Annotated in this window: 21 protein-coding genes; 9 read left to right on the top strand and 12 right to left on the bottom strand. The window is 66.4% G+C overall.

Features of this window, described 5'->3' with window-relative positions; genetic code table 11:
• Nucleotides 1-38: 38 nt before the first annotated feature.
• A complete protein-coding gene (locus ACFVUS_RS14415; protein WP_387765075.1) occupies nucleotides 39-2,339 on the bottom strand; it encodes a LuxR C-terminal-related transcriptional regulator in 2,301 nt (766 codons plus the stop codon).
• 173 nt (nucleotides 2,340-2,512) lie between these two features.
• Between ACFVUS_RS14415 and ACFVUS_RS14410 the strand changes: the two genes are divergently transcribed.
• Nucleotides 2,513-2,875, top strand: coding sequence for an MmcQ/YjbR family DNA-binding protein (locus ACFVUS_RS14410; protein ID WP_364632730.1), 363 nt, complete (start codon nucleotides 2,513-2,515; stop codon nucleotides 2,873-2,875).
• A gap of 8 nt (nucleotides 2,876-2,883) precedes the next feature.
• On the opposite strand, the gene ACFVUS_RS14405 is transcribed toward ACFVUS_RS14410, so the two are convergent.
• The 7 genes from ACFVUS_RS14405 to ACFVUS_RS14375 form a co-directional block, all read right to left on the bottom strand.
• Nucleotides 2,884-3,828: an alpha/beta hydrolase fold domain-containing protein gene (locus ACFVUS_RS14405; RefSeq protein WP_387765073.1), complete on the bottom strand. Its 945-nt coding sequence runs from the start codon at nucleotides 3,826-3,828 to the stop codon at nucleotides 2,884-2,886.
• A 24-nt stretch (nucleotides 3,829-3,852) separates the two neighbouring features.
• Nucleotides 3,853-4,455: a hypothetical protein gene (locus ACFVUS_RS14400; RefSeq protein WP_387765071.1), complete on the bottom strand. Its 603-nt coding sequence runs from the start codon at nucleotides 4,453-4,455 to the stop codon at nucleotides 3,853-3,855.
• 86 nt (nucleotides 4,456-4,541) lie between these two features.
• Nucleotides 4,542-5,165: a hypothetical protein gene (locus tag ACFVUS_RS14395; RefSeq protein ID WP_387765069.1), complete on the bottom strand. Its 624-nt coding sequence runs from the start codon at nucleotides 5,163-5,165 to the stop codon at nucleotides 4,542-4,544.
• A 32-nt stretch (nucleotides 5,166-5,197) separates the two neighbouring features.
• Nucleotides 5,198-6,418 (bottom strand): bifunctional 3,4-dihydroxy-2-butanone-4-phosphate synthase/GTP cyclohydrolase II, encoded by a 1,221-nt coding sequence (locus tag ACFVUS_RS14390; protein WP_387765067.1) that lies wholly within the window; start codon nucleotides 6,416-6,418, stop codon nucleotides 5,198-5,200.
• A gap of 148 nt (nucleotides 6,419-6,566) precedes the next feature.
• Nucleotides 6,567-8,282 carry an MFS transporter gene (locus ACFVUS_RS14385; RefSeq protein WP_387765065.1) on the bottom strand — a complete coding sequence of 572 codons (1,716 nt, stop codon included), beginning with the start codon at nucleotides 8,280-8,282 and terminating at the stop codon, nucleotides 6,567-6,569.
• 79 nt (nucleotides 8,283-8,361) lie between these two features.
• Entirely contained in the window at nucleotides 8,362-9,012 is a 651-nt protein-coding gene (locus ACFVUS_RS14380; RefSeq protein WP_387765063.1) for a PadR family transcriptional regulator, read from the bottom strand.
• 68 nt (nucleotides 9,013-9,080) lie between these two features.
• Nucleotides 9,081-9,917, bottom strand: a complete 837-nt coding sequence (locus tag ACFVUS_RS14375; protein ID WP_387765061.1) for an IclR family transcriptional regulator — start codon at nucleotides 9,915-9,917, stop codon at nucleotides 9,081-9,083.
• A 248-nt stretch (nucleotides 9,918-10,165) separates the two neighbouring features.
• Here ACFVUS_RS14375 and ACFVUS_RS14370 point away from each other — a divergent pair, with 248 nt between their 5' ends.
• From ACFVUS_RS14370 to ACFVUS_RS14340, 7 genes are all read left to right on the top strand, one after another.
• On the top strand, nucleotides 10,166-10,678 hold the full coding sequence (locus ACFVUS_RS14370; RefSeq protein ID WP_387765059.1) for a flavin reductase family protein: 513 nt from the start codon (nucleotides 10,166-10,168) through the stop codon (nucleotides 10,676-10,678).
• 86 nt (nucleotides 10,679-10,764) lie between these two features.
• Entirely contained in the window at nucleotides 10,765-11,919 is a 1,155-nt protein-coding gene (locus ACFVUS_RS14365) for a Rieske 2Fe-2S domain-containing protein (RefSeq protein WP_387765057.1), read from the top strand.
• An 11-nt stretch (nucleotides 11,920-11,930) separates the two neighbouring features.
• Nucleotides 11,931-12,176, top strand: coding sequence for a hypothetical protein (locus tag ACFVUS_RS14360; RefSeq protein WP_387765055.1), 246 nt, complete (start codon nucleotides 11,931-11,933; stop codon nucleotides 12,174-12,176).
• 136 nt (nucleotides 12,177-12,312) lie between these two features.
• On the top strand, nucleotides 12,313-13,392 hold the full coding sequence (locus ACFVUS_RS14355) for a 2Fe-2S iron-sulfur cluster-binding protein (RefSeq protein ID WP_387765053.1): 1,080 nt from the start codon (nucleotides 12,313-12,315) through the stop codon (nucleotides 13,390-13,392).
• An 18-nt stretch (nucleotides 13,393-13,410) separates the two neighbouring features.
• Entirely contained in the window at nucleotides 13,411-14,289 is an 879-nt protein-coding gene (locus ACFVUS_RS14350; RefSeq protein ID WP_387765051.1) for a VOC family protein, read from the top strand.
• A gap of 98 nt (nucleotides 14,290-14,387) precedes the next feature.
• Nucleotides 14,388-15,593 (top strand): LLM class flavin-dependent oxidoreductase, encoded by a 1,206-nt coding sequence (locus ACFVUS_RS14345; protein ID WP_387765049.1) that lies wholly within the window; start codon nucleotides 14,388-14,390, stop codon nucleotides 15,591-15,593.
• Between the two features lies 1 nt (nucleotide 15,594).
• Nucleotides 15,595-16,626 carry a zinc-binding dehydrogenase gene (locus ACFVUS_RS14340; protein WP_387765047.1) on the top strand — a complete coding sequence of 344 codons (1,032 nt, stop codon included), beginning with the start codon at nucleotides 15,595-15,597 and terminating at the stop codon, nucleotides 16,624-16,626.
• Nucleotides 16,627-16,826: 200 nt separating this feature from the next.
• On the opposite strand, the gene ACFVUS_RS14335 is transcribed toward ACFVUS_RS14340, so the two are convergent.
• Nucleotides 16,827-17,669: a class I SAM-dependent methyltransferase gene (locus ACFVUS_RS14335; RefSeq protein ID WP_387765045.1), complete on the bottom strand. Its 843-nt coding sequence runs from the start codon at nucleotides 17,667-17,669 to the stop codon at nucleotides 16,827-16,829.
• A gap of 272 nt (nucleotides 17,670-17,941) precedes the next feature.
• Nucleotides 17,942-19,639, bottom strand: coding sequence for a nitroreductase family deazaflavin-dependent oxidoreductase (locus ACFVUS_RS14330; RefSeq protein WP_387765043.1), 1,698 nt, complete (start codon nucleotides 19,637-19,639; stop codon nucleotides 17,942-17,944).
• Between the two features lie 119 nt (nucleotides 19,640-19,758).
• Here ACFVUS_RS14330 and ACFVUS_RS14325 point away from each other — a divergent pair, with 119 nt between their 5' ends.
• Nucleotides 19,759-20,337, top strand: coding sequence for a TetR/AcrR family transcriptional regulator (locus ACFVUS_RS14325; protein WP_387765041.1), 579 nt, complete (start codon nucleotides 19,759-19,761; stop codon nucleotides 20,335-20,337).
• A gap of 54 nt (nucleotides 20,338-20,391) precedes the next feature.
• Here ACFVUS_RS14325 and ACFVUS_RS14320 read toward each other — a convergent pair whose 3' ends face one another.
• Nucleotides 20,392-21,249 carry a ribokinase gene (locus ACFVUS_RS14320; protein WP_387765039.1) on the bottom strand — a complete coding sequence of 286 codons (858 nt, stop codon included), beginning with the start codon at nucleotides 21,247-21,249 and terminating at the stop codon, nucleotides 20,392-20,394.
• A 78-nt stretch (nucleotides 21,250-21,327) separates the two neighbouring features.
• Complete coding sequence (locus tag ACFVUS_RS14315) at nucleotides 21,328-22,854, bottom strand: MFS transporter (protein WP_387765037.1); 1,527 nt, start codon at nucleotides 22,852-22,854, stop codon at nucleotides 21,328-21,330.
• Between the last annotated feature and the right edge of the window lie 171 nt (nucleotides 22,855-23,025).

The raw sequence follows: 23,025 nt of genomic DNA, 5'->3' as shown, positions 1-23,025 counted from the left end.
CTACTCCGAAATCGGCCGCGTGGTAACCCGTTTCAAGGTCAGAGATCGTGTTCGTGCGCCCAGGCCGCCACCTGGGTGCGGGAGGTGAAGCCCAGTTTGGTGAGGATGTGCTCGACGTGGGTTTCCGCGGTGCGGATGGAGATGACCAGGTCGGCCGCTATGCGCTTATTGCTGTGCCCGGCGGCCACCAGGCGCGCCACATCCTTTTCGCGGCGGGTCAGCACATTCGTCTCCGATACCGCGGCGGGGGTCTTACGGGGTGCGCGCTTGGGGGCCGTGGGTTCGGGTCGCGCGGCTATCGCGGTGCGGCCGAGGGCGTAGTCGATGGCCTCGGACAGCGGCATATTCGCGCCGACGCCGAACGCGGCGCGAAAGGCGTCCTCGCCCAGGGCGTCTCGAACCTTGAGCCGTTCCTTGTCGCCGACCGCGACCGTGATGGTGTGCGCCAGTCGAATGGTGCTGCGCTGCAATGATTCCGCCGCACCGAGCAGGCGGGCGGCGCGCGCGTGGTCGCCATTGGCGGATACGGTCCAGGCCAGGCCCTCGAAGGCGGAGGAGAGCCAGACGCAGCGGTCGAACAGGGCGAGCTGTTCGATCGCGCGGCTGTGGAATTCGGCCGAGGCGGTGAGATCGCCGAGACGCCAGTGATCGATGCCGACCGTCCACAGGGCCAGCCCGCCCAGCAGATGTGACCCGCTGGCGGTGGTCAATTCCAGGAAGCGGTTCGCGAGTTCGGTGCGGCCGGGAGCATCCAGCACCATGGCGCACATGAAAGCGAAGGCGTGGCTGTCCATTTCAATGGCCTGCTGATTGGTCTCGACCGCCAATTCGATGGCGGTGCGGCCCAATTCCAGCGAGCGCTGGCGGTCACCTTCGGCGAAGGCGAGCAGGGAGCGGTCCAGCGCCGCCTCCGCCATGATCTCCGAACCCTCCAGCGTGGCAGCCAGTTCCAGACATTCCTGCACCAGGCGCGCGGCCGAGACCTGATCGCCGAGCAGCGCCGCCAGCGAGGCGGCCGAGGACAGCGCCTTGGCGCGTTCGGCGGTCGGCTCCGGATTGCGCTCGAGCGCCTCGGTGAGCCAGCGATAGCCCTCGGACAGGAAGCGATTGTGTTCCCAGAACGGCCGCAGCACGGTCACCGTGGCAATGGTCTCCAGCGGTTCGTCCTCGAGCCCGGAGCGCAGTGCCGCACGCAGATTCGCGTGTTCGCGGGTGAGTTCGCGGAACCACTGCACATCGTCGGCGGTCCAGTAGGCGGTCTGACCGCGCAGTGCCAGATCCCGGTAGTGCACGCGATGGCGGGCACGCACCGCGTGCAGATCGCCGCGCTCGAGCAGTCGGTCCGCGGCGAACTGGCGGATCGGCTCCAGCATGGAGTAGCGCGCCACATCGCCGTCATAGCGCTGCGCCACAACGGATTTGTCGACCAAACCGGTGAGCGCGTCGATCAGCGAACCCCGGCCGAGATCGCACACCGCCTCCGCAGCCTCGATGTCGAAGCCGCCCGCGAAGACCGAAAGCTGTTCCCACAGAGACTGTTCGGCGGCGGTGCAGAGGTTGTAGCTCCACCGGATCGCGCCCTCGATGGTCTGCTGCCGCTCGGGCGCGGTGCGCGGTCCGGCGCTGAGCAGGCCCATGGTGTCGTCCAGCCGATGCAGAATCTGCTCCGGGGTGAACATGCGCAACCGCAGCGCCGCCAATTCCAGTGCGAGCGGCATACCTTCGAGCCGGCGGCAGATCTCGGCCAGCACTTCCCGATTGCCCGGTGTCGCTTCGAATTCCGGATTCGCGGCACTCGCGCGTTCGATGAACAGTTGCAGCGCGTCGCTCTCATCCCCGGTATCGGCTTCGGGAATGGTGAGCGGCGGCACCGGCATCACCTGTTCGCCGGGAATGCCGAGCACCTCGCGGCTGGTGGCCAGCACCCGCACATCCGGGGTGGTGGCGATGATCCGCCCGACCAGCGCCGCGCACGCCTCGATGAGATGCTCGCAATTGTCCAGAATCAACAGCAGGCGCTTATCGGCGAGGAATTCGGTGAGCCGGGGCAGCGGTGCGGTGGATTCGTCGCGCAGGTTCAGCGCCTCGGCCACGCTCAAGGTGACCAGGTTCGGATCGTGCAGGTCCGCGAGCTCGACCAGCCACACCCCGTCGGGGAACGCGCGCGCGACCAACTGCCCGATCTGCCGGGACAACCGGGTCTTACCCATACCGCCGGGACCGAGCAGGGTCAGCACCCGGGTGGTGGGCAGCAGCCGTTTGGCGGTAGCCAGCTCGTCGCGGCGGCCCACGAAGGAAGTCACCTCGGCAGGGAGGTTTCCATTGACACGCCGCGCCATGAGCTCCAACCTATGTGATCTGTCACGCTCCCTGCTACCACCGGGGCATAAACGCAGTTCGCGTCGTCTGGTAAGCGTTTGTCAAGCGCTGTTGCGGACCCGGTTAGACTGCGTTGGTGCCGCCGAAATCGCGTCGCGCCAAGCTCGCCGATGTGCACGCTCTCGCCGAGGGCATGCCGCACGTGACCACCGTGCGGGGGCCGGTCGCGGACAATCCGGTCTATCAGGTGGGCGGGAAGTCCTTCATCTTCTTCCGCACACCGCGACCCGATGCCGTCGATCCTGAGACCGGTGAGCGCTATCCGGACGTCATCGTCTTCTGGGTGCCGTCCGAATCCGATAAGCAGGCCATGGTCCAGGACCCGGATTCGCCGTTCTTCACCACACCGCACTTCAACGGGCACCTCTCGGTGCTGGTGCGTTCCTCCCGGCTCGGTGAGCTCAGCCTGGCCGAGCTCACCGAGGTGATCCAGGACGCCTGGCTGTCCCGCGCCTCGCCCACTCGCGCGCGCAAGTGGCTCGCCGAGCACTCCTAGCATTTCGATTACGGCGCAGTGGTTTTCACCGGCGTCAGGGCGTTCCGTAGCGCGTCGAGGATCTGGGTGCGGCCCACGCGTCCCTCCCGGGTGGGCGTGAGCGGGTAGACGTGCACCAGCCCCGCGCCCTCGTGATACTCGACCTCGACGCCCGCCAGGCGCGCCTTGTCGACCAGCAGCCGGGTATCGGGCAGCACGATGTCGCGGGTGCCGCTGAACACCGTCAGCGGCCCCAGCCCGCGCATCTCGCCGAGCAGCGGACTGACCCGCGGATCGGTCAGCGGCAGCTCACCGCGCCACAGGTCGATGAATACCCGGGTGCCCTCCTTGCCCAGCCACGGATCATCGGGCAGCACCACATCGATATCCGGATTGCTCAGCGACAGTTCCAGCGCGGGGGAGATCAATACCGTGCGCGGCAGCGGCACCTGATGCTCATCGCGCAGCACCTGCGCCGCGGACAGTGCGATCTGCCCGCCCGCGGAATCACCGGCCAGGCAGACCTCGCCGTACCGGGACCTGTTGTCCAACACCAGTTTCACGACCGCCTCGATCACCTGTGCGGCGGTGCCGAACGGGACCAGCGGATAGATCGGCACGGTCACCGTGGTGCCCGCCTCGGCGGCGATATCGGCGGCCAACTGCCAATGCTGCGGCGCGATCTCGTTGACCCACGCGCCGCCGTGCATATAGACGACATTCCCGCGCGGCCGCCCGGTGCGCGGAATGATCGTGTAGATCGGCCAGCCCCGGCTGTGATCCACCGACACCACCACATCCGAGCGCAACCGCCGCGGCGGTCCGTAGGTCTTGGGCCGCAGACTCCGTTCGCGCAGATGCTTGCGCGCGGGTTCGACGGTGAGAAATGGTCGATTCGCCCGAATAACGCGCAGGTAGGCGGGAACTACCCGGCGGCTCAGAAAGCTCGCCCGAGATGCGTGGAACGCCGTCATGCGGCGACCATACCGTCGCGGGGGCTATGCGGGAGGCACCTTCATTTCACTGACCAGCCAGCGACCGTCCGCCTGCTCGTCGAGCTGGGCCAGCGCGGACATCGACGTCGCGTGCGTCTCATTGGCGATACTGGCCACCGTCTGATTGACGAACACCAGCACCTCGGCGTGATGCGCGGCCATCGTGGTGAGTCCGCAGCGCGTCTCACCCGGCTTGCTCCGCGTTTGCGCCTGCGTCAGGAACGAACGCAGGGACGGCCAGTTCTGAATGAACGTCTGCCGCCATTCCCCGGTGGAGACGTCCAGCATCGCCGCGCGGTACTTGTCGAGATCGGTGAAATCGTAGGTCGCCATCTGCACCGCGAACTCACATGCCGCGCGCCGCGCCTTCTCCCGCCGGTCCGCCGCCGCGTTCAGATCCGAGACGTCCTGCCGCAGTTGCTCTTCGGTGTCCGCACCGCGCCGCGCCGACTGATGTTCCCCGGAATACAGCAGCAATAACCCGATGGCCGCCGCGACGCAGATCAGCGCCAGCCCGGCCGATATCCACGACACCGCCACCGGCGACCGCAGCCCCCGATTCCGCCGCGGCCCCGGTGCCTGCGGGCCGTACCCCGGCATCGACATGGCAGTTCTCCTCGTCATGACCCTGCCGAGATGCTATCCCGCCCGCACCGGCGATAGCGGCCGCGGCGGGGAACATGCTGTGCCGCTTACTTCGCGACCACGTTGACGTCGTCGGCCAGCCAGCGGCCGTCCGCCTGTGCCCGCAGCGAGATCAGCATGGAGATGATGTTCGCAGTCGGCTGCGGGTTGGTGGTGTTCGTGATCGACTGCTTGTAGACCACCAGCACTTCGGCTGTATCGGCGGTCAGCGATGTTGTGCCGCAGTGCATATCGCTCGCCGTACTGCGGACCTGGGCGCTGGTCATGACCTCGCGCAGGGTGTTGCCGGTGTCTTCGAACTTCTTGCGCCACGCGTCGGTCGAGTCGTTCTGGACCGAGGTGAAGTAGCTGTCCAGATCGGTGTACGAATAGTTGCCCATCAGGGACATGAAATGGCATGCGGCCTGCTGGGCGGTATCGCGCCGGTCGGGCACGGCGGTGAGTTCGGAAATCTTTGTGTCGAGACCGGAGACCTTGACCTGGAGATCCGAAACCTTGTCGTGCTCACCGCTATACAGGGCGAAGGCCCCGATCGCTCCGGCCAGGAACAGCACCGCGAACACCCCGGCGATGATCGCGACGACGAACGCGGTCCTGGAGCGTTTCGGCGCGGTCGGAAACGGCTGCTGCGGAATTGGATACTGCGCCGGTGGTACCGGAGACTGCGACACGTGCTCCCCCTCGAGGTGACTATGCCGAGATGCTAACCCGCGGCGTCGATTTGCTCGAGGTGGTGGCTCATTCGGTCGCGTTTGGTGCGCAGATAGTGCACGTTGTGTTCGGTGGGCTGGGTCTGCAGGGGGATGCGGGCCGTCACCGGGATGCCGTGCGTTTCCAGGCCGGATTGTTTGGCGGGGTTGTTGCTCATGAGCAGGACCGATCGCACGTTCAGGTCGGTGAGGATGCGGGCGGCCGCGCCGTATTCGCGGGCGTCGATGGGCAGCCCGAGCTGGACGTTCGCGTCGACGGTGTCCGCGCCCCGATCCTGAAGTTCGTAGGCGCGCAGCTTGTTCAGCAGTCCGATGCCCCGGCCCTCCTGGCCGCGTAGGTAGACGATCACGCCCCGGCCCGCCTCGGCCACCGCCTCCAGAGCCGCGTCGAGTTGTTCACCGCAATCGCAGCGGCGGGAGCCGAAGGCGTCGCCGGTGAGGCATTCCGAATGCACCCGCACCATGGTGTCGTCCCCGGCGGGATCGCCGAAGACCAGCGCCAAATGCTCTGTGCCGGAATGCTCGTCGGCGTAGCCGACCACCCGGAATTCGCCGAAGCGGGTGGGCAGTCGAGTCTCGACCACGCGGGAGACGCCGTTCTCCAGACTCTTGCGATACGCGATGAGATCGGCGATGGAGATGATCGGGATGCCGTGCTCATGCGACATGATCAGCAGTTCGGGCAGTCTCGCCATGGAGCCGTCGTCATTGACGACCTCGGCGATGACACCGGCGGGCCGCAGTCCGGCCAAACGCATCAGGTCGACGGCGGCCTCGGTATGTCCCGGGCGGCCCAGCACGCCAAGAGGATTCGCGCGCAGCGGGAACACGTGACCCGGCCGCGACAGTTCCTCCGGCGTGGTGCGCGGATCGGCCAGCACCCGCATGGTGCGCGCCCGGTCGGCGGCCGAAATCCCGGTGCTCACACCGGAAATCGCGTCCACGGACACGGTGTACGCGGTCCCCTTCGGATCCTGATTGACCGCCGTCATGGGTGGCAGCTGCAACCGATCGAGATCCTCGCCCGCCATCGGCACGCACACCACGCCGCTGGTGTGGCGCACCAGGAAGCCGATGTTCTCCGGCGTCGCGAATTCGGCCGCGAGAATGAGATCGCCCTCGTTCTCACGATCCTCGTCATCCACCACCAGCACCATGCCGCCGGCGGCGATGGTGGCCACCGCGGTCACAATGGCATCGAGTTCACCGGTCATCGTCGACCACCTCTCTGTTATGCCTAATAGAAATATGCGGGGCGCGGAACAGCGAGGTGGGGTCCCGGTCACCGGATGGCGATACCGCCCGAAGACAAAAAATATGGCCCGGAGGCATAAGCCTCCGGGCCATACAACCGGCCGCGAATCAGTGCGCGGTACCGCCCGTTGCGGGGGAGCGACCGGCCTTCATGATGATCGCGCCGACCAGCGCAAGCGCCGAGGTAGCCGCGATCACGTAGAAGCTGATCTCATATCCCTTGTCGGCGAACAACATCGGGATTTCCTTGGTGACCGTGGGTGCGCCCATCACCGTCACATCGGCCTTCACCGGATTGGCGTTGAGGAAGGCGGTGGCGACCGCCAGACCCAGGGCCGCGCCCATGGCCTGCATGACGCCGAGCATGCCCGCGCTGATGCCCTGCTGTTCCGCGGGCACCGCCTCGACCATGAGATTCGGTGTGGCCGCGTAGTAGAGGCCGAACGCGATACCGAACACCGCGCTGATCGCGGCCTGCATACCCCAGCCGTGCGAGGTCGCGCCGTACGCCAGCGCCGCGCCGACGAAGATCACCAGGGCGAACACCAGCGGCTGCCGTCCACCCGAGCGCCGAATCCACAGACCGCCGAGGAAACCGAAGAGCATGGCGATCAGGGATTGCGCGAGGGTGATGTGCGTGGCGAACTTCAGCAGGCTGAACCCGTCACCGTACGAATAGCCCGGCTGCAACTGCACATCCACCATATTCGGCGGCAGCTGCGCGTAGACGGCCTCCGGCGGCACCTTCACCGCACCCGGCGGCAATTCCACGCCCGGCGGCAGTGCGGCCTTTGCCTGCGCTTCGGCCTGCGCCTGCGCCTGTGCCAGCGCACCGGCCTTGACCTGATCCCAGGTGGCGGTCTTGACCTGCTCGACAACCTCCGCCGACGGCGGCGACTGCGTCATATAACCGGTGGCGTAGGACTGGTAGCCGATCATGAACGAGGCCAGCAGCGCGATGAACAGCAGTACGCTCACGCGCGGGGTGAACAGCAGCTTCATATCCATGATGGGCTGCGAGACACGCTTTTCCACGATCGGGAACAGCACCAGCAGCGCCAGGCCGCCGATCAGCCAGGCCAGCGCGGAGGGCTTGCTCCAGCCCCACTGCTGTCCGTTGTCGAGGTAGATCAGGGTGAGCACCAGGCCCGCGCCCAGCAGGGTCGCACCGGCCAGGTCGAGCTTCTGCGGCACCCGCAGCTTGGACTCCGGCACGATCGCGATCACCAGCGGAATCATCACGACGGTGAAGGCGAACAGGAACCAGAAGATGGCGCGCCAGCTGTGGCTCTCCACGATCCAGCCGCCGATCAGCGGTCCGGCCAGCGCGGAAACACCGAGGCCGGTGGAGGCGACACCGAGGCCGACCGGAACCAGCTTGCGCGGCATCAGGTCTCGAATGAGGCCGTACGAAATGACCGCGGTGGCAATGGCGGTGGCCTGCAGGCCGCGGCCGATCAGGAACAGGCCCCAGTTGCTGGTGACGGCGCAGATGGCGCAGCCGATCATGAACAGCACACCGCAGACCAGGAACATCCGCTTCTTGCCGACGATGTCGGAGAGCTTGCCGATGATCGGCGAGGTGGCGGCGCCGACGACGCCGAAGATGATGATGGCCCAGTTGATGTTCGCACCGTGGCTCGGGAACGTCGGCGCGATCTGGCGCAGCGCGGCCGAGACCATCACGTACTGCATGGGCGCGACCTCGGTGAACAGCACGATCACCGCGAGGACGGAGAAAATCCGAAGCTTTGACGCACCGTCGAGGCGACCGGTGTCGTCGATGGTGCCGGTGGGCACCTCAGGGGCGACGGAGGTGGACATATTGCGTCCTCCAGTGGGTAGGTAACACGATTGGTGAACCGTGTCACAGCCCGGGGCCGCCGCCTATGGACTAATCCGCTCAGTGGGAATTCTTCGAATTCTCTCTACCAGTGGCTTTCTTCCGGCTACGCTGCTTCGCCAGCTTGTCCAGATCGGCCAGCAGGTCCTGCGCGAATTCGCGTTCCGCCTCGTAATGGCGTACGCACCAGCGCAGTACCGCGCTCGGGTACGCCCACTCCGGATTGGCGTCCGCGCCGTCCGCGTCGATCTGCGCGCGCCGCTGCATCTTCTCGGCGTAATCGATGTGCTGGGTGAGGATTTCGCGCATGCGATCGGGTTCGGCGAGATGGCCGAGCCAAGCCCGCAGCATCACACTGTGTTTGAGCACGGGGGCCTCGACGGGGGAGTGATTCACCCAGTGCGAGGCGGCTTCCCGGCCGCTGTCGGTAATGGCGTACATGCGCTTACCGCGCATACCGTCCTCGGAGACCACGGTGCGCGAGGTGGCGTAGCCGTGCTTCTCCAGTCGTTTGAGTTCGGCGTAGATCTGGCTGAACGACGGACTCCAGTAGAAGAACTGCAGCGACCAGTCCGCCCACTTCTTCAGGTCGTAGCCCGAGAGCTCATCGGCGTGCGAGAGCATGCCGAGTACCGCCCATGCCGTGGTGGGCAGCTCCGGAATCACCTGCGGCTCTTCGCCATTGGTGCCGTGCGCCGCGCCATCGGTCATGGCTGATGGGAATCGCCCCCGCATATGACTGCCTTCTCTATTCGGCGAAAGGTGAGGAACCGATCCGATCAGCGCCAGTGCGCGCGACGCGGGAACAGTGTGCGACCGGCCTCGTGCGCGACCTCGAGCACGACGCGGGCCAGCCGGTCATAGCTCATACCGTCGGCGCGACCGGACAGCGACAGCGCGGCGGGCGCGGTGCCCCGGCCCCGCAACGGCGCTGCGACACAGGCGATTCCGACCACGGCCTCTTCGCGATCGATGGCCACGCCCTGGCGCAGGCGGATCTGCGCGAGTTCGCGCGAGAGCGCCTCGGGCTCACAGATGGTGCGCGGGGTCAGGCGGGGCAGGCGGTTGCGCAGCGCGGCCTCGGCGATATTGGGCTCCAGACAGGCGAGCATGGCCTTGCCGACACCCGTGGCGTGCGCGGGCATTCGGCCGCCGAGCCGGGTGGGCAGGCTGGCGGCGAAGCGGCCGCCGGCCTTGTCCAGGTAGACCACATCGCGGCCGTCGAGCACCGCGAGGTGGCCGACCATGCCGGTGCGCTGGCTCAACTCGTGCAGCAGCGGGCTGACGGCATCGCGAATCTCGTTGTGGTCGGCGGTGAGTCCGCCGAGTTCGAGGGCGCGCATGCCCAGGCGGTAACCGCCGGAGGTGTGCGCGAGCCAGCGCAGCTTGATCATCTGATCGAGGATGCGGTGCACGGTCGAGCGCGGCAGACCGGTGCGCTCGACCAGGCCGAGCAGGGTGAGCGTGGGGGTGGAGGCGTCGAATGCGTCCAGAATGAGCGTCATCCGCTCGATCATCGAGACCGGAACCTCGGCGCCGGAGTTACGAGACTCCTTGGCGCGCACGGGCGAGTGAGTGTTTCGCGCTTCCGCCGAGGGGAGCATGGCGACGGACATTTGAGCCTCCGTTGGTGCAGACATCCAGTCTAGGGATATGCCGATTAGGTATGTATCGAGTTCGGACCTTGTGCTACCCATCACAGTGCCTTGGGCCACACCGGAGGGAATCGGGAGAACTACGTAGCTTTTGTCCCGTTCTACGGATTCATGTCTCGGTGACCGAACCCCGATATTGACGCCTCCCCGCGCTGACCTGCTGTTATGACTGGCAGCCATATTTCGAACCGAAATAACAGGGAGTCGCCGTGGAACCGGTGTTGGAGGTGGATCGGGTGCCTACCGAGATCGATCCGGCAGCATTCAAGACAGTGCTCGGGCGCTTCGCCTCCGGGGTCACTGTGATTACCGCCATTGACGACGGCGAGCCCGTGGGCTTCGCGTGCCAGTCCTTCGCCTCGCTGTCCATCGATCCGCCGCTGGTGAGTTTCTTCCCCGCACGCACCTCGAGCACCTGGCCGCGTATTCGCCGTGCCGGGCGCTTCACCGTCAATATCCTGGCCGACCATCAGGATCAGCTCTGCCGTCAGCTCGGGCGGCCGGGCGCGGACAAGTTCGACGGGGTCGAGTGGATCGCGTCGCGGAACGGTTCACCGCTGCTGACCGGTGCGCTGGCAACCATCGACTGCGAACTCCACGATGAGGTCGACGGCGGGGATCACACCGTGGTCATTGCCCGCGTGACCGGTCTGAACGAACATTCCGAGGCTGCCCCGCTGCTCTTCTACCGCGCGGCCTTCGGTCGTCTCGCACACCAGTAGCAACCTCCCGGCCAGTGGGACAGCCATTGTCACCGGCGTCACATCGGCCGCAACCATCAATACATAGGCAAGGGAGAGGAATTCACATGACCACCACCGACGGTGCCACGGAAGTGCGAGTGATCGACGCGGGCGCGCCGCCCACCCGATTCGCGCGCGGCTGGCACTGCCTGGGGCTGGCCGAGGACTTCCGGGACGGAAAGCCGCACGCCATCAAGGCATTCGGCACCGAGATCGTGGTGTTCGCGGCCGAGGACGGCAGCCTGAACGTGCTCAATGCCTTCTGCCCGCATATGGGCGGCAACCTCGCCGACGGCACCGTCAAGGGTGATTCGCTGGCCTGCCCGTTCCACGATTGGCGCTGGAACGGCAAGGGCAAATGCTCCGGCATCCCGTACGCGCGCCGCGTCCCGCCGCTGGCCCGCACCAAGGCGTGGCCGACCATGGTCGAGAACAAGCAGCTCTTCGTATGGAACGACCCGGAGGGCAAGCAGCCCCCGGCCGAGGTCGCCATCCCGCGCATCGACGCCGCGTTCGACGAGCAGTGGACCGACTGGACCTGGAATTCGATGATCGTGGACGCCAATTGCCGCGAGGTCATCGACAACGTGGTGGATATGGCGCACTTCTTCTACGTGCACTACGGGTTCCCGACGTTCTTCAGGAATGTCTTCGAGGGGCACACCGCCAGCCAGTACATGACCTCGGTCTCGCGCGAGGACATGATGGGCGCGACCGCGAAAGCGCTGGGCGGCAAGAACGTTCTGCAATCCGAGGCCGCGTACTACGGGCCGTCCTACATGATCGACTACCTCAAGAGCGAGAGCGCCAACGGCCTGGTCGTCGAGGGTTACCTGATCAACTGCCACTACCCGATCAACGAGAACCAGTTCGTGCTCATGTACGGCGCTATCGCCAAGAAGCCCTCCGGCGTCTCGCCCGAGCAGGCCGATGAGATCGCCGAGAAGTTCGTCGGCGGGCTCGGCAAGGGTTTCGAACAGGACGCGAATATCTGGAAGCGCAAGTCGCGCATCAACAATCCGCTGCTGTGCGAGGAGGACGGGCCGGTCTACCAGCTGCGTCGCTGGTACGAGCAGTTCTACACCGATGCCGCGGCCGTCACCGAGGAGATGACCACCCGCTTCGAATTCGAGGTGGACACCACTCGCGCGGTCACCGCTTGGGAGGCCGAAGTCGCGGACAACCTGGCCAAGCGTGCCGCCGCCGAAGCAAACGCCTGAAAGGCCCTGCCATGGATAAGGTTTCGTGCCGGTCCTGCGGGACCTGCGTGCTGGTGGAGAAATTCAGCCCCCAGCACACCAGCGTGCAATGGAACAACGCCGCCGTCGCGGCCTGCACGGAGCTCTCCACCACCGGCCTGAAGTCGCACACCTGCCACGCGCTGCGCGACAGCATCGACGCGGCGGTGGCGGCGGGCGAGCTGTCCGCCAGCACACGCGATGTGGATGTGCAGACCAGAGGCCGCACCCTGGCATGAATGTTCCCCCGTCATCCCGGCATGTATTTGGCCGGGATCCACGGTGACCCACTCGAGACGTGTGGATCCCGGCCAAAAGCGCGCCGGGATGACGAGGTAGCCCGACCGAATTGATCAGCATAGGAATGGAATTGCGATGACCGTGACAGACATCGAGCCGGAGCCGGCGCAGCTTGCCGGTGGCATCGCGTCGGTGCGGGTCGTGCGCGTGGTGCGCGAGACCGACGACGCGGTGTCGCTCGAGCTCGCGCCGGATACGGCTCATGCCGGGCGGTTCGAGTACAAGCCGGGGCAGTTCCTGACGCTGCGGATTCCGAGTGAGCTGACCGGGTCGGTGAGCCGGTGCTACTCGCTGTCCAGCGCACCGCACGAGGATGGTCCGCTCAAGGTCACCGTCAAGCGGACCGCCGCGGGATACGGCTCGAACTGGTTGTGTGACAACGCTGTCGAGGGCATGTCCCTCGATGTGCTGCCACCCGCCGGACTGTTCACCCCCGGTTCGCTGGATACCGATCTGCTGCTGTTCGGCGGTGGCAGCGGTATCACCCCGGTGCTGTCCATCCTGAAATCCGCGCTGGCGCAGGGCACCGGACACATCACGCTGGTCTACGCCAACCAGCATGAGAACTCGGTGATCTTCGCCGCCGAACTGGCGGAACTGGCTGCCGCGCACCCGGATCGGCTACTGGTGCTGCACTGGCTGCAATCGGTGCAGGGCCTGCCCACGGTGGAACTGCTTGCCGCGCTGGTCAAGCCGTGGGCCGGGCGTGAGGCGTTCGTCTGCGGACCCGCGCCGTTCATGGACGCGGTGAGCGCCGCCATGACCTCGCTCGGCGCGGATCGCAAGCGTGTGCATTCGGAGAAATTCGTCTCGCTGTCCGGCAATCCCTTCGAAACCGACGGCACCGCCGTCGATATCGACGCCGCCGCGGCCGATGGTGACAATGCGACCGTCAAAGTCGAACTCGACGGTGAAAACCACGAATTCAGCTGGCCGCGCAAGCAGACACTGTTGGATGTGCTGCTCGCCAAGGGCCTTGAAGCACCTTTCTCCTGTAGGGAAGGCGCGTGCAGCGCGTGTGTGTGCCGAGTGGTCTCCGGCGAAGTCACCATGCGGCGCAATGAAGTCCTCGAAGACGCCGACCTGGAAGACGGCTATGTGCTGGCCTGCCAGGCGGTTCCGGTGACCGACGACGTCTCCGTCACCTATTCCTGAAATATCAAGGAGTGCAATATGGCTGCCTTCAGCTCTCTCGGCTACGTGCGGGCCCGCATCGCGGACGTCGCGGCCTGGCGTGAATTCGCCTTCGACACCATCGGTTTCGCCGAGGGGAACGGTCCCAACCCGGACTCGATCTACCTGCGCACCGATGAGCACACCTACCGCCTGGAATTGGTGCCCGGTGAGCGCGACGAGGTCATCGCCGTCGGCTGGCAGGTCGCGGACACCCGCTCGCTGGCCCTGGTGCGCGAAACCCTGGAGAAGGCCGGAATCGCCGTCGCCACACTGAGTGTCGAGGACGCCGCGAACCGGCATGTCGAGGAGGCCATCAGCTTCGTCGATCCGTCCGGGTTCACCATCGAGGTCTTCCACGGCCCGCTGCTCGATCACACGCCGGTGCTGACCAAGTTCGGCGCGCGGTTCGTCAACGGTGATCTGGGCCTGGGGCATGTGGTGCTGCCGGTGCGCGATATCGAGGACGCGCGCAAGTTCTACACCGAGGTACTGGGTTTCGCCTCGCGCGGTTCATTCCGCGTGGGTCCGCCCGGACATCCCATCTGGATTCGCTTCATGGGCGTGAACCCGCGCCATCACAGCCTCGCGCTGATTCCGGGCAGCCGCCCGGACGGGCCGGGCATCGTGCACATCATGGTTGAGGTCGATTCGCTCGACGATGTGGGCCGGGCGTTGGATCGCGTCACCAAGGCGGGCTATCACCTGTCCTCCACGCTGGGGCGGCACACCAACGACAAGATGATCTCCTTCTACGTCCGCACCCCCGGCAATTGGGATCTCGAATTCGGTTGCGAGGGAATGCTGGTCGGCGACGACTACGTCGCCGAGGAGATGACCGCGGACAGCTACTGGGGCCACGAATGGGCTAGGGGCTGACCCGCCCGCACAGACCCGGCCGCGCCTCCGCCAGAGCCCCGGCGGGGGTGCGGCCGTTTCGGAGCACAACTGAACACATCGCAAAGGAGCGTCGAAAGTTGTCTCTGCCCACTGCATCCGGACCCACGCGGTTCGGATTCTTCATCGCGCCCTACCATCCGCTGAACGGCAATCCCACCTTGCAGATCCAGCGGGATCTGCAATTGGTCGAGCTCGCGGATGAACTCGGCTATCAGGAAGCCTGGGTCGGCGAACATCATTCCGCCGGAATGGAAATCATCGCCGCGCCCGAGGTTTTCCTCGCGGCAGCCGCCGAGCGCACCAGCCGAATCCGGCTGGGCACCGGTGTGAATTCGCTGCCGTACCACCAGCCCATGATGCTGGCCGATCGGCTCTGCCTGCTCGATCACCTCACCAAGGGCCGCGTCATGATGGGCATCGGCCCGGGGCAGCTCGCCTCGGACGCCTCCATGATGGGGGTGCCGCAGCCGCGTCAGCGCGACATGATGCACGAATCCATGGACATCATCGTGCGTTTGCTGCGCGGGGAGGCCGTCACCGCCAAGACGGATTGGTTCGAGCTCAACGAGGCGCGGTTGCAACTGCTGCCGTACCAGCACGATGGGCTGGAAATGGCCGTGGCATCGACCATTTCGCCATCGGGTTCGGTGCTGGCCGGAAAGCACGGCGCGGGGTTGTTGTCGCTGGCTGCTTCGGATCCCTCGGGATATGAAGCGCTGCTGCCGAATTGGAAGGTCTACGAACAGGCCATGGCGGCCGCCGGGCATACCGTGGATCGGTCCAGGTGGCGGCTCGTCGCACCCATGCATATCGCCGAGACCCGGGAACAGGCGCGCCGCGAAGCCGAATGGGGCGTCGGGCATTTGGTGGATTACATCAAACGTCTGAGCGGTATGGACGTGCCGTGGGGCGATACCGCCGCCGAGGCCATCGAACAGTGGACCGGTCCGGGCTTCCCGGCCTTCGGCCGCGCCACCATCGGTTCGCCCGATGACGCCATCGCGGCCATCGAAGCACTCGCCGAACAGTCCGGCGGCTTCGGCACTTTCCTGGTGCTCGCGCTCAATGTCGCCGATCCCGAAGCCTCGCGGCGTTCGGTGAAGTTGTTCGCCGAGCATGTGATTCCGCATTTCACCGGTGCGAACCGCAGTCGCGTCGCCTCGCTGGACTGGGCGAACGCGAACAGCGAACGTCTCATGTCCGGTATGCGCGCGGGTGTGGAAGCCGCGTTCGAACGGCACAGCCAGGCCCTGGCGGCTGCCCTGACCCCCGAAGGGAAGTGACATGCGCGCGGTAGTCATGCGCAATCGCAAGCTCATCGTCGACGAGGTGCCCGATCCGGTCCCCGGTCCCGGTCAGGTGCTGGTCGAGACCATCGCCTGCGGTATCTGCGGCTCGGATAAGGCGGCGCTCGATTACACCGACGAGTTCCTCCAGGCATCCCGCGACAGCGGTGTGCCGACCTTCCTGTTCGATCCGTGCCGCGACATGGTGCTGGGGCACGAACTGTCGGCCCGGGTCATCGGCGCGGGACCGGACACCCCGTTCGTGGAGGGCCAGAACGTCGTAGCCCTGCCCTGGGCGCTGGACTCGGCGGGCGGCATCCACGGCGTCGGTTACTCCAATGATTTTCCGGGCGGCTTCGGTGAGCGAATGGTGTTGCAGGCCATGGCCTTGGAACCCATCCCCGAACATGTGCCCCCGCACGTCGCGGCGATGACCGAACCCCTCGCGGTCGGCTTCGGCAATGTGGCGCGCACCGGCATCGGCCCCGAAGGCACCGGTATCGTCATCGGCTGCGGCCCAGTGGGTTTGGGTGCGGTAGCGGCCCTGGTCGAACGCGGCGTAGCCCCCATCGTCGCCTCCGACCCGTCCAAGCTCCGCCGCGAAGCGGCCCTGCGCCTCGGCGCACACCGCGTGGTCGATCCGGCCGTGGAAGATCCCGTGGAGGTATGGCAGGAACTCGCCTCCCCGGGCCAACTCCTGCACGTCTGGGTCTGCGCCGGCGTCCCCGGCCTCCTCAACGACCTCATGTACAAGGTCCCCAGGGAAACCAAGATCCTGCAAATCGGCTCGATCATGACCGACGACGTAATCCGCCCCATCGTAGGCATCTACAAAGACATCTCCCTGCAAATGTGCATGGTCTACCCCCACGAGGAATACGCCAAAACCCTGCACCGCATAGCCGACGGCGTAATCGACGCCGAATCCCTCATCACCACCCAGGTCGGCTTCGACGGCGTCTCCGACGCCATAGAATCCCTCCGCCACCCCGACGACCACATCCAAATCCTTGTCCGCCCCACCCTCTAACCCCCGACCAGCGCAGACCCGATGCCAGACGGGTCGGCGTTGTCGGGTGCATGATGGCCGTGAATAGCTGATGCGTATCACCGACATCGAAGGCCAGCCATGACAGTCAGCGAGAACGATAAGCAACTCCGGCGAGTCGAAGCATTCGACAGGCTGGTCGCGATGGGGCGGCGCGGTGACTTCGACGAGGCCGCGGAAGACTACGTCGCGCGCAAGACGGCTCGCGCGAGACGGCAGAGGTCTGCCGGTTGCAGCGAGTCGGTGCGCTGCCAGAATGCGGGCCGCACCGCGTCTCGCTGCGAAACATGTTCGGCCACAGCGAATCCGTACTGAGTCAGTAAGCCGGTAAGCGCTTCGGGTGAGAAGCAGCTCAACCATGGCTCGCCCTGGTCGGCGGCGGCTGGGAGGGCGAATTCGGCGTAGGCGGTACCGGATTCGTCGCGCAGTTCGGGTGGCAGTGCGTACTCCATCACCAGTTCGGTGCCGGGAGCGAATCCACTGAGGACCGCCAGCGTTGCCGCGATCGCCGATTCGGTTAAGTACATGCTCACGCCGAGCCAGCTCACCAGGGCGGGAATTTCGAGATCGAATCCGTGCGCGGCCAATTCCGCGGCGAGGTCATCGCGTTCGAAATCCACGCCGACGAATTGTGCGGCAGCACCATCGATTCGCGCGGCCTCGAGTAATTCCCGCTTCCATTGTTGGGTGGCAGGGTGATCCACCTCGAACACCGCGATCTCCCGGGCGAGCGGGGATCGGTAGGCAAAGGTATCGAGGCCCGCGCCGAGGATCACGTACTGCGGGAAGCCCGCTGCCACACGTGTTTCGGTGTAGCTGCTGCGGGCGTTGACCTGCACACGCGTTCCGCGCAGTACGACGTGATCGCCGAACTGCCGGTGATAGCCGAGCAGCTCTTCGGCTCGCGCGCCGAGCAATTGGGCCGCCAGGGTGTCGCGGAAAAGGTAGGGCTCACTGTCCACCACGAGATGCGCCGCGCGCCCACCCGCCGCCATCATCGCGGTTCTGCTGGGTCCGCCATCCATCGAATTCTCCTGCGTCGTCGTCGGGAAAACCGATGGTAGACAGGAAAATTGGAATTCGCATTCAGCATATCACACGAAAATAAATATCCGATAACGCAATTCGCCCGATTCGCTTGTCTCGGGCATCACCCGGCGGGTGCTGCGGTCGACGGTGCTGCGGATGACGCAGGCACCGTCGACCCTGATCCTGGATGACATCGGTGCATCGCCAGAATCGGCCGATGCCTTCGCGTGTGTACTCACGCTGTCGGGACGTGCGCGCTGAGGCGGTTTCAGTTGTCGGCGAAGGTGATTCGGACGGTGATGGGGGTGGTTTGCAGGGCGGCGAAGGTGTTGGTGACGAGCGGGGCCAGGAGGGGGTGGGGGGCGAAGGTGCGGGCGCGGGCTACTACGTCGTCGTCGGGGAGTAGGGCGGCGGTGCCGGTGCGCCATTGGTTGCCTTGGCGGACGCGGATTTCGGGGTTGGCGGTGAGGTTGGCGCCCCAGCCGGAGCGGGTGCCGTGTTGGGAGATGACCCAGGCGCCCTTGTCGTCGAAGAGGACTGAGACGGGGACGCGGCGGGGTTGGCCGGATTTGCGGCCTACCGTTTCGATTTCGGTGGCCAGGGCGGTGCGGACGCCGACTCGGCTCAGGGCGCGGACGGTGGGGTTCAGGAGGTAGCGGCCCAGGGCGCGTTCGCGGCGGAACTTGGTGGCGTTCTTGTCCGGGGCGGAACCGGGGGAGCGTTTGCTGCGCAGGGCGTCGAAACCGTTGCGGCGCAGCATGGTTACCGCGGTGCGCCAGGGGGAGCGGTCGGGGTCGGGGTCGTTGCCCGCGCCGAGCAGGTGCAGTTGGTCGGTGTGCCATTGCAGATCCAATGCGCCGTCGAACGCCTTCAGGCCATTGTTCGCGGCGAGCTGCGGGGGCAGTTTCAGTGAAATGGCCGGAGCGTGCAGCCGGTCCGTGCCATTCAGCAGATCCGCTGCGGCGGTGGGGATTACGGCGGCCGGGCGGCCCAGGCCGACGATATCGCAGTTGCCCTCGGCGATCGCCTCGGTCATGGCCGAATGCGAGCGGAAGCCGCCGGTGACCGCGATTGGCACCGCGCCCGCCGCCTGCCGGGCGGACTCGGCGTACTCCAGGAAGTAGGCCTCGCGCGCCTTGGTGCTCGCCGCGACCGTACGCGGCCGATTCAGCATGGCGGGGGATTCATAACTGCCGCCGCTGATTTCGATCAGATCCAGGCCCTCGGCGGAAAGCTTCTCGATCACCACGCGCGATTCGTCCTCGGTGAAGCCGCCGCGCTGGAAGTCCGCCGAATTGAGTTTGATGCCGACGCCGAAACCCGGGCTCACGGCGGCGCGAATACTGCGCACCACCTCCAGCACGAAGCGGCGCCGCCGCTCGGCATCCCCGCCCCAGCCATCGGTGCGCTGATTGGACAGCGGAGACAGGAACTGCGACACCAGATATCCGTGCGCGCCGTGCACCTGCACACCGTCGAATCCGGCGGCCTCCGCGACCCGCGCCGCGGTGCCGAAGCGACGGATGATGTCGTGGATCTCGTCCTCGGTGAGCGCGCGCGGGGTGGGTACGCCCGGAATGCTGATGCCGATGGCGGACGGCGCGACCGTGCGATTGCGGGTCACCAGCGGATTGGCCTGGCGGCCCGGATGATTCAACTGCATCCAGAGCTTCGCGCCGCCGTCTTTGCCCGCTTTGGCCCAACGAGTCAGTGCTTCCAGGTGCCGTTCGTCCTCGATGGCCACATTGCCGGGTTCGCCCAGGTGGCGGCCGTCGACCATGACATTGCCGGTGACGATCAACCCGTACCCGCCGGTGCTCCAGCGCGCGTACAGTCGTTGCAGCCGTTCGTCGGGGGCGAGGGCGGAATTGCCGAGTCCCTCGCTCAGGGCGGATTTCATCAAGCGGTTCGGGAGTACCTGGCCACTGGCCAGCGGCAGGGGATCGTGCAGGGTTTTCGTAGGCATGGGTGACCCCGATTCGTCGTCGAGTCAGTGGCGGCGGTCTACACTGGCAATGGTAGACCAATCGGTATATCTCGGACGGTAGTACACCGATCGGTATACGGCAAGAAAGGAAGTAGTCCATGGGAGCCCGCGACCGCCTCATCGACAGCGCCATCGCCCTCATGCGCTGCAAAGGGATCGCCGGAACCGGAATCGCCCAATTACTCGAGCACAGCGGCATCTCCCGGCGCTCGGTCTATCTGAACTTCCCCGGCGGCAAATCCGAACTCATCGCCGAGGCCACCCGCACCGCCGGGCAGGCGTCCAGCGCCCTCATGCGCACCCTCACCGCGGGCACCGACCTGGCCACCGTCATCGCCGCCTTCCCCGCCATGTGGCGCGAGGTCGTGGTCGCCAGCGATTTCACCGCGGGCTGCCCGATCGTGGCCGCCGCCCTGGGTCGTTCGGAATCACCCGAGGCCGCCGATGTGGCGGGGGAGACCTTCATCGAATGGGAAGGCATCCTGGCCGAACGCCTCGAAGCCGAATCCGTCGCCCCCGAAACCGCCCGCTCCCTGGCAACCACCATCGTGGCGGCCGTGGAAGGCGCGGTCGTCATGTCCCTGGCCACCCGCTCCACCGATCCGCTGGAACGCGCCGGAAAACAACTCGCCGATCTGGTCAGCATCCACACCGGGAAGAAGATCACCGCCGCCTGAAGCCAGGCGGGACCGGGCATGGCGGTAATGCGGAGGCCGTCGCGGGCAACAGGATCAGCGGGACAGCAGTCGCTCGATCTCCCGCTGCGTCGGAATGGACACGCTCGCACCGAGTTTCGTGGTCGCCAGGGCACCGGCGGTACATGCCCACGCCAGCGCGATCTCCGGACCCTCATGCCAATGCGCGGCGAGCGCGCCGGTGAAAGTGTCTCCGGCCCCGGTGGTGTCGACGACATCGACCCGAACGCCCGGCTGCGGCAGGGTGATTCCGTCCGGACCACGGTAGACAGCCCCATCCGCGCCGAGCGTGGTGATCACATGCGGCACCGCGTCCAGGACCGCACCGAGTTGCGCGGCCTCACCCTCGTTCACCACCGCGATATCGATCTCGGCCCACAGCTCGTCCGGAAGTTCGCGCACCGGTGAGGGATTGAGAATCACCACGGTGTCATTGGCGCGCGCGTGCCGAGCCGCCCGCAGCACGGTCGGCAACGGAATCTCCAACTGGCACAGCAGCACATCGGCCTGTGCGATGGCCTCGAGGTCGCCGACATCCAATGCTGTCATCCGGGCGTTGGCCCCGCCCACCACGATAATGCTGTTCTCCCCACCGGCGTCCACGATGATCGCCGCCGTCCCGCTGGCCCCGCTCACCCGGCGCAGCCGTGAAACCTGCACGCCCGCATCGGCAAGCACCCCGCGCAGTTCATCGCCGAAGATGTCATCGCCGACCGCGCCGACGAACTCCACCGATCCACCGGCCCGTCGCGCCGCGATGGCCTGGTTCGAACCCTTACCGCCGGGCACCAGCGCGAAATTCTCCCCCGACACCGTCTCGCCCGGTTCCGGCCGCCGCCGCACGGTTGTCACCAGATCCATATTGATGCTGCCCACCACCACAATCCGTGCCATGCGCGTCACGGTAGTCGCCTCGGCGCCGACTTCGGCGCACCGTGCGGATCGCGCCGCAAGTCTCGCCGAATCGTGCGGTCAGCGGGCCTTATCCGGACCGCTCGCCGTCGGCGTGCTGCGGCCGGGTTCCAGCGGCGGCCCGGCCACCGCGCAATTGACTTTGCACAGCGGTTCCGAGCCCGCGGGAGCGGTGGCCAGCGCGTCATCGCGGACGGTGAAGAAGGCCAGCACCGCCGCCGCGACGACGATGACGACGCAGATCAGCAGGGCGATGCGGAAGCCGTGCTGGAAGGTCGAGGGGTTGCCGTAGGCGTCGCCGGTGAGCCCGGCCAGCGGCGGAATCGCCGCTACCGCAAGGAGTCCGGCGGCGCGGGCGACGGCGTTGTTGACCCCGCTGGCCACGCCCGCATGCCGTTCGTCGGCGGTGGCGAGCACGGTGGCGGTGAGCGGGGCGACGGCCAGCGTGAGGCCGATGCCGAAGACGATCGCCGCGGGCAGCACCACGGTCACATACGAGGAGTGCTCGCCGATGCGGACCATCATCAGCATGCCCAGCGCGGCCAGCAGCACGCCGAGGGTGATCGGTTTACGCGGGCCGATCTTCTGCGCCAGCGCACCCGCGCGGGCGGAGAACAGCAGCATGAGCACGGTGCCGGGCAGCAGTGCGGTGCCGGCCGCGATCGGGCTGAATCCGGACACCACCTGGAGGGTCAGCACCAGCAGGAAGAACACCACGCTCATCCCGCCGTACATGGCGAAGGTGACGACATTGATCGCCGTGAACTGCTTGGAGGCGAACACGTCCACCGGAACCATCGGGGATGGACCGTCGTCCCGCGCCGACCGGCGTCGCTCCACGACCACGAACGCGATACCGGCCGCCACACCCGCGACCGCACTGCCGATCAACAGCACACGATTGGTGTCATGTTCGGGTGCGGTGGTCAGCGCGTAGGTGATTCCGGCCAGGCATAGCGCGGCCAGCACCGCCCCGAGCACATCGAATTTCCCGTGCGCCCGCGGATCGTAGGTCTCGGGCACATGCCGTGCGGCGACCGCGATAACCACCAGTGCCAGTGGCACATTCAGCAGGAACACCCAGCGCCAGCCGACATACTCGACCAGATAGCCGCCCAGGAACGGTCCGATCGCGCCCGCCACCCCGCCCAGCCCGGACCACGCCCCGACCGCGCGAGCGCGATCCTGCGGTTCGAACGAGGCCTGGATGATCGCCAGCGATCCCGGCGTCAGCAGCGCCCCGCCGACGCCCTGGAGTGCCCGCGCCGCGACCAACATCGAAATATCCTGTGCCGCACCGCAGAGCGCCGAAGCCAGCGCGAACCAGATGACGCCGACGATGAAAACCCGTCGCCTGCCATACCGATCGCCGAGCGCGCCACCCAGCAGGATCAACCCCGCGAGCGTGAGCGAATACGCGTTGACCGTCCACTGCAATCCGGCCATCGAGGCACCGAATTCGTCACCGATCCTGGGCAGCGCCACATTCACCACGGTGGCGTCGAGCATCGCCATCCCGGAACCGAGCACCGTAGCCAACAGAACCCAGCGCCCGGCAGCGGACGAGAGACGAATGCTCGCGGTCATAGGGTCACGGTAGCCCGGACTGCCGACACTCGCCGGACGCGGGAAATCGGCCGGGCCGGCCGGTGTGTACAGCCTGACCGGGCGGCGATCCCGAGCCCGCGGCATTGCGGAGCCCGCCATGCCCGGTGCGGTGTCTCATGCGGTGTGGGTCGAACTCGCCACCGTGGCGGA

This window comes from Nocardia sp. NPDC058058 (assembly GCF_042885355.1).
Classification (GTDB): domain Bacteria; phylum Actinomycetota; class Actinomycetes; order Mycobacteriales; family Mycobacteriaceae; genus Nocardia.
Note: the sequence above shows the minus strand (reverse complement) of the source record. Positions and strands in the feature narration are given on the sequence as shown.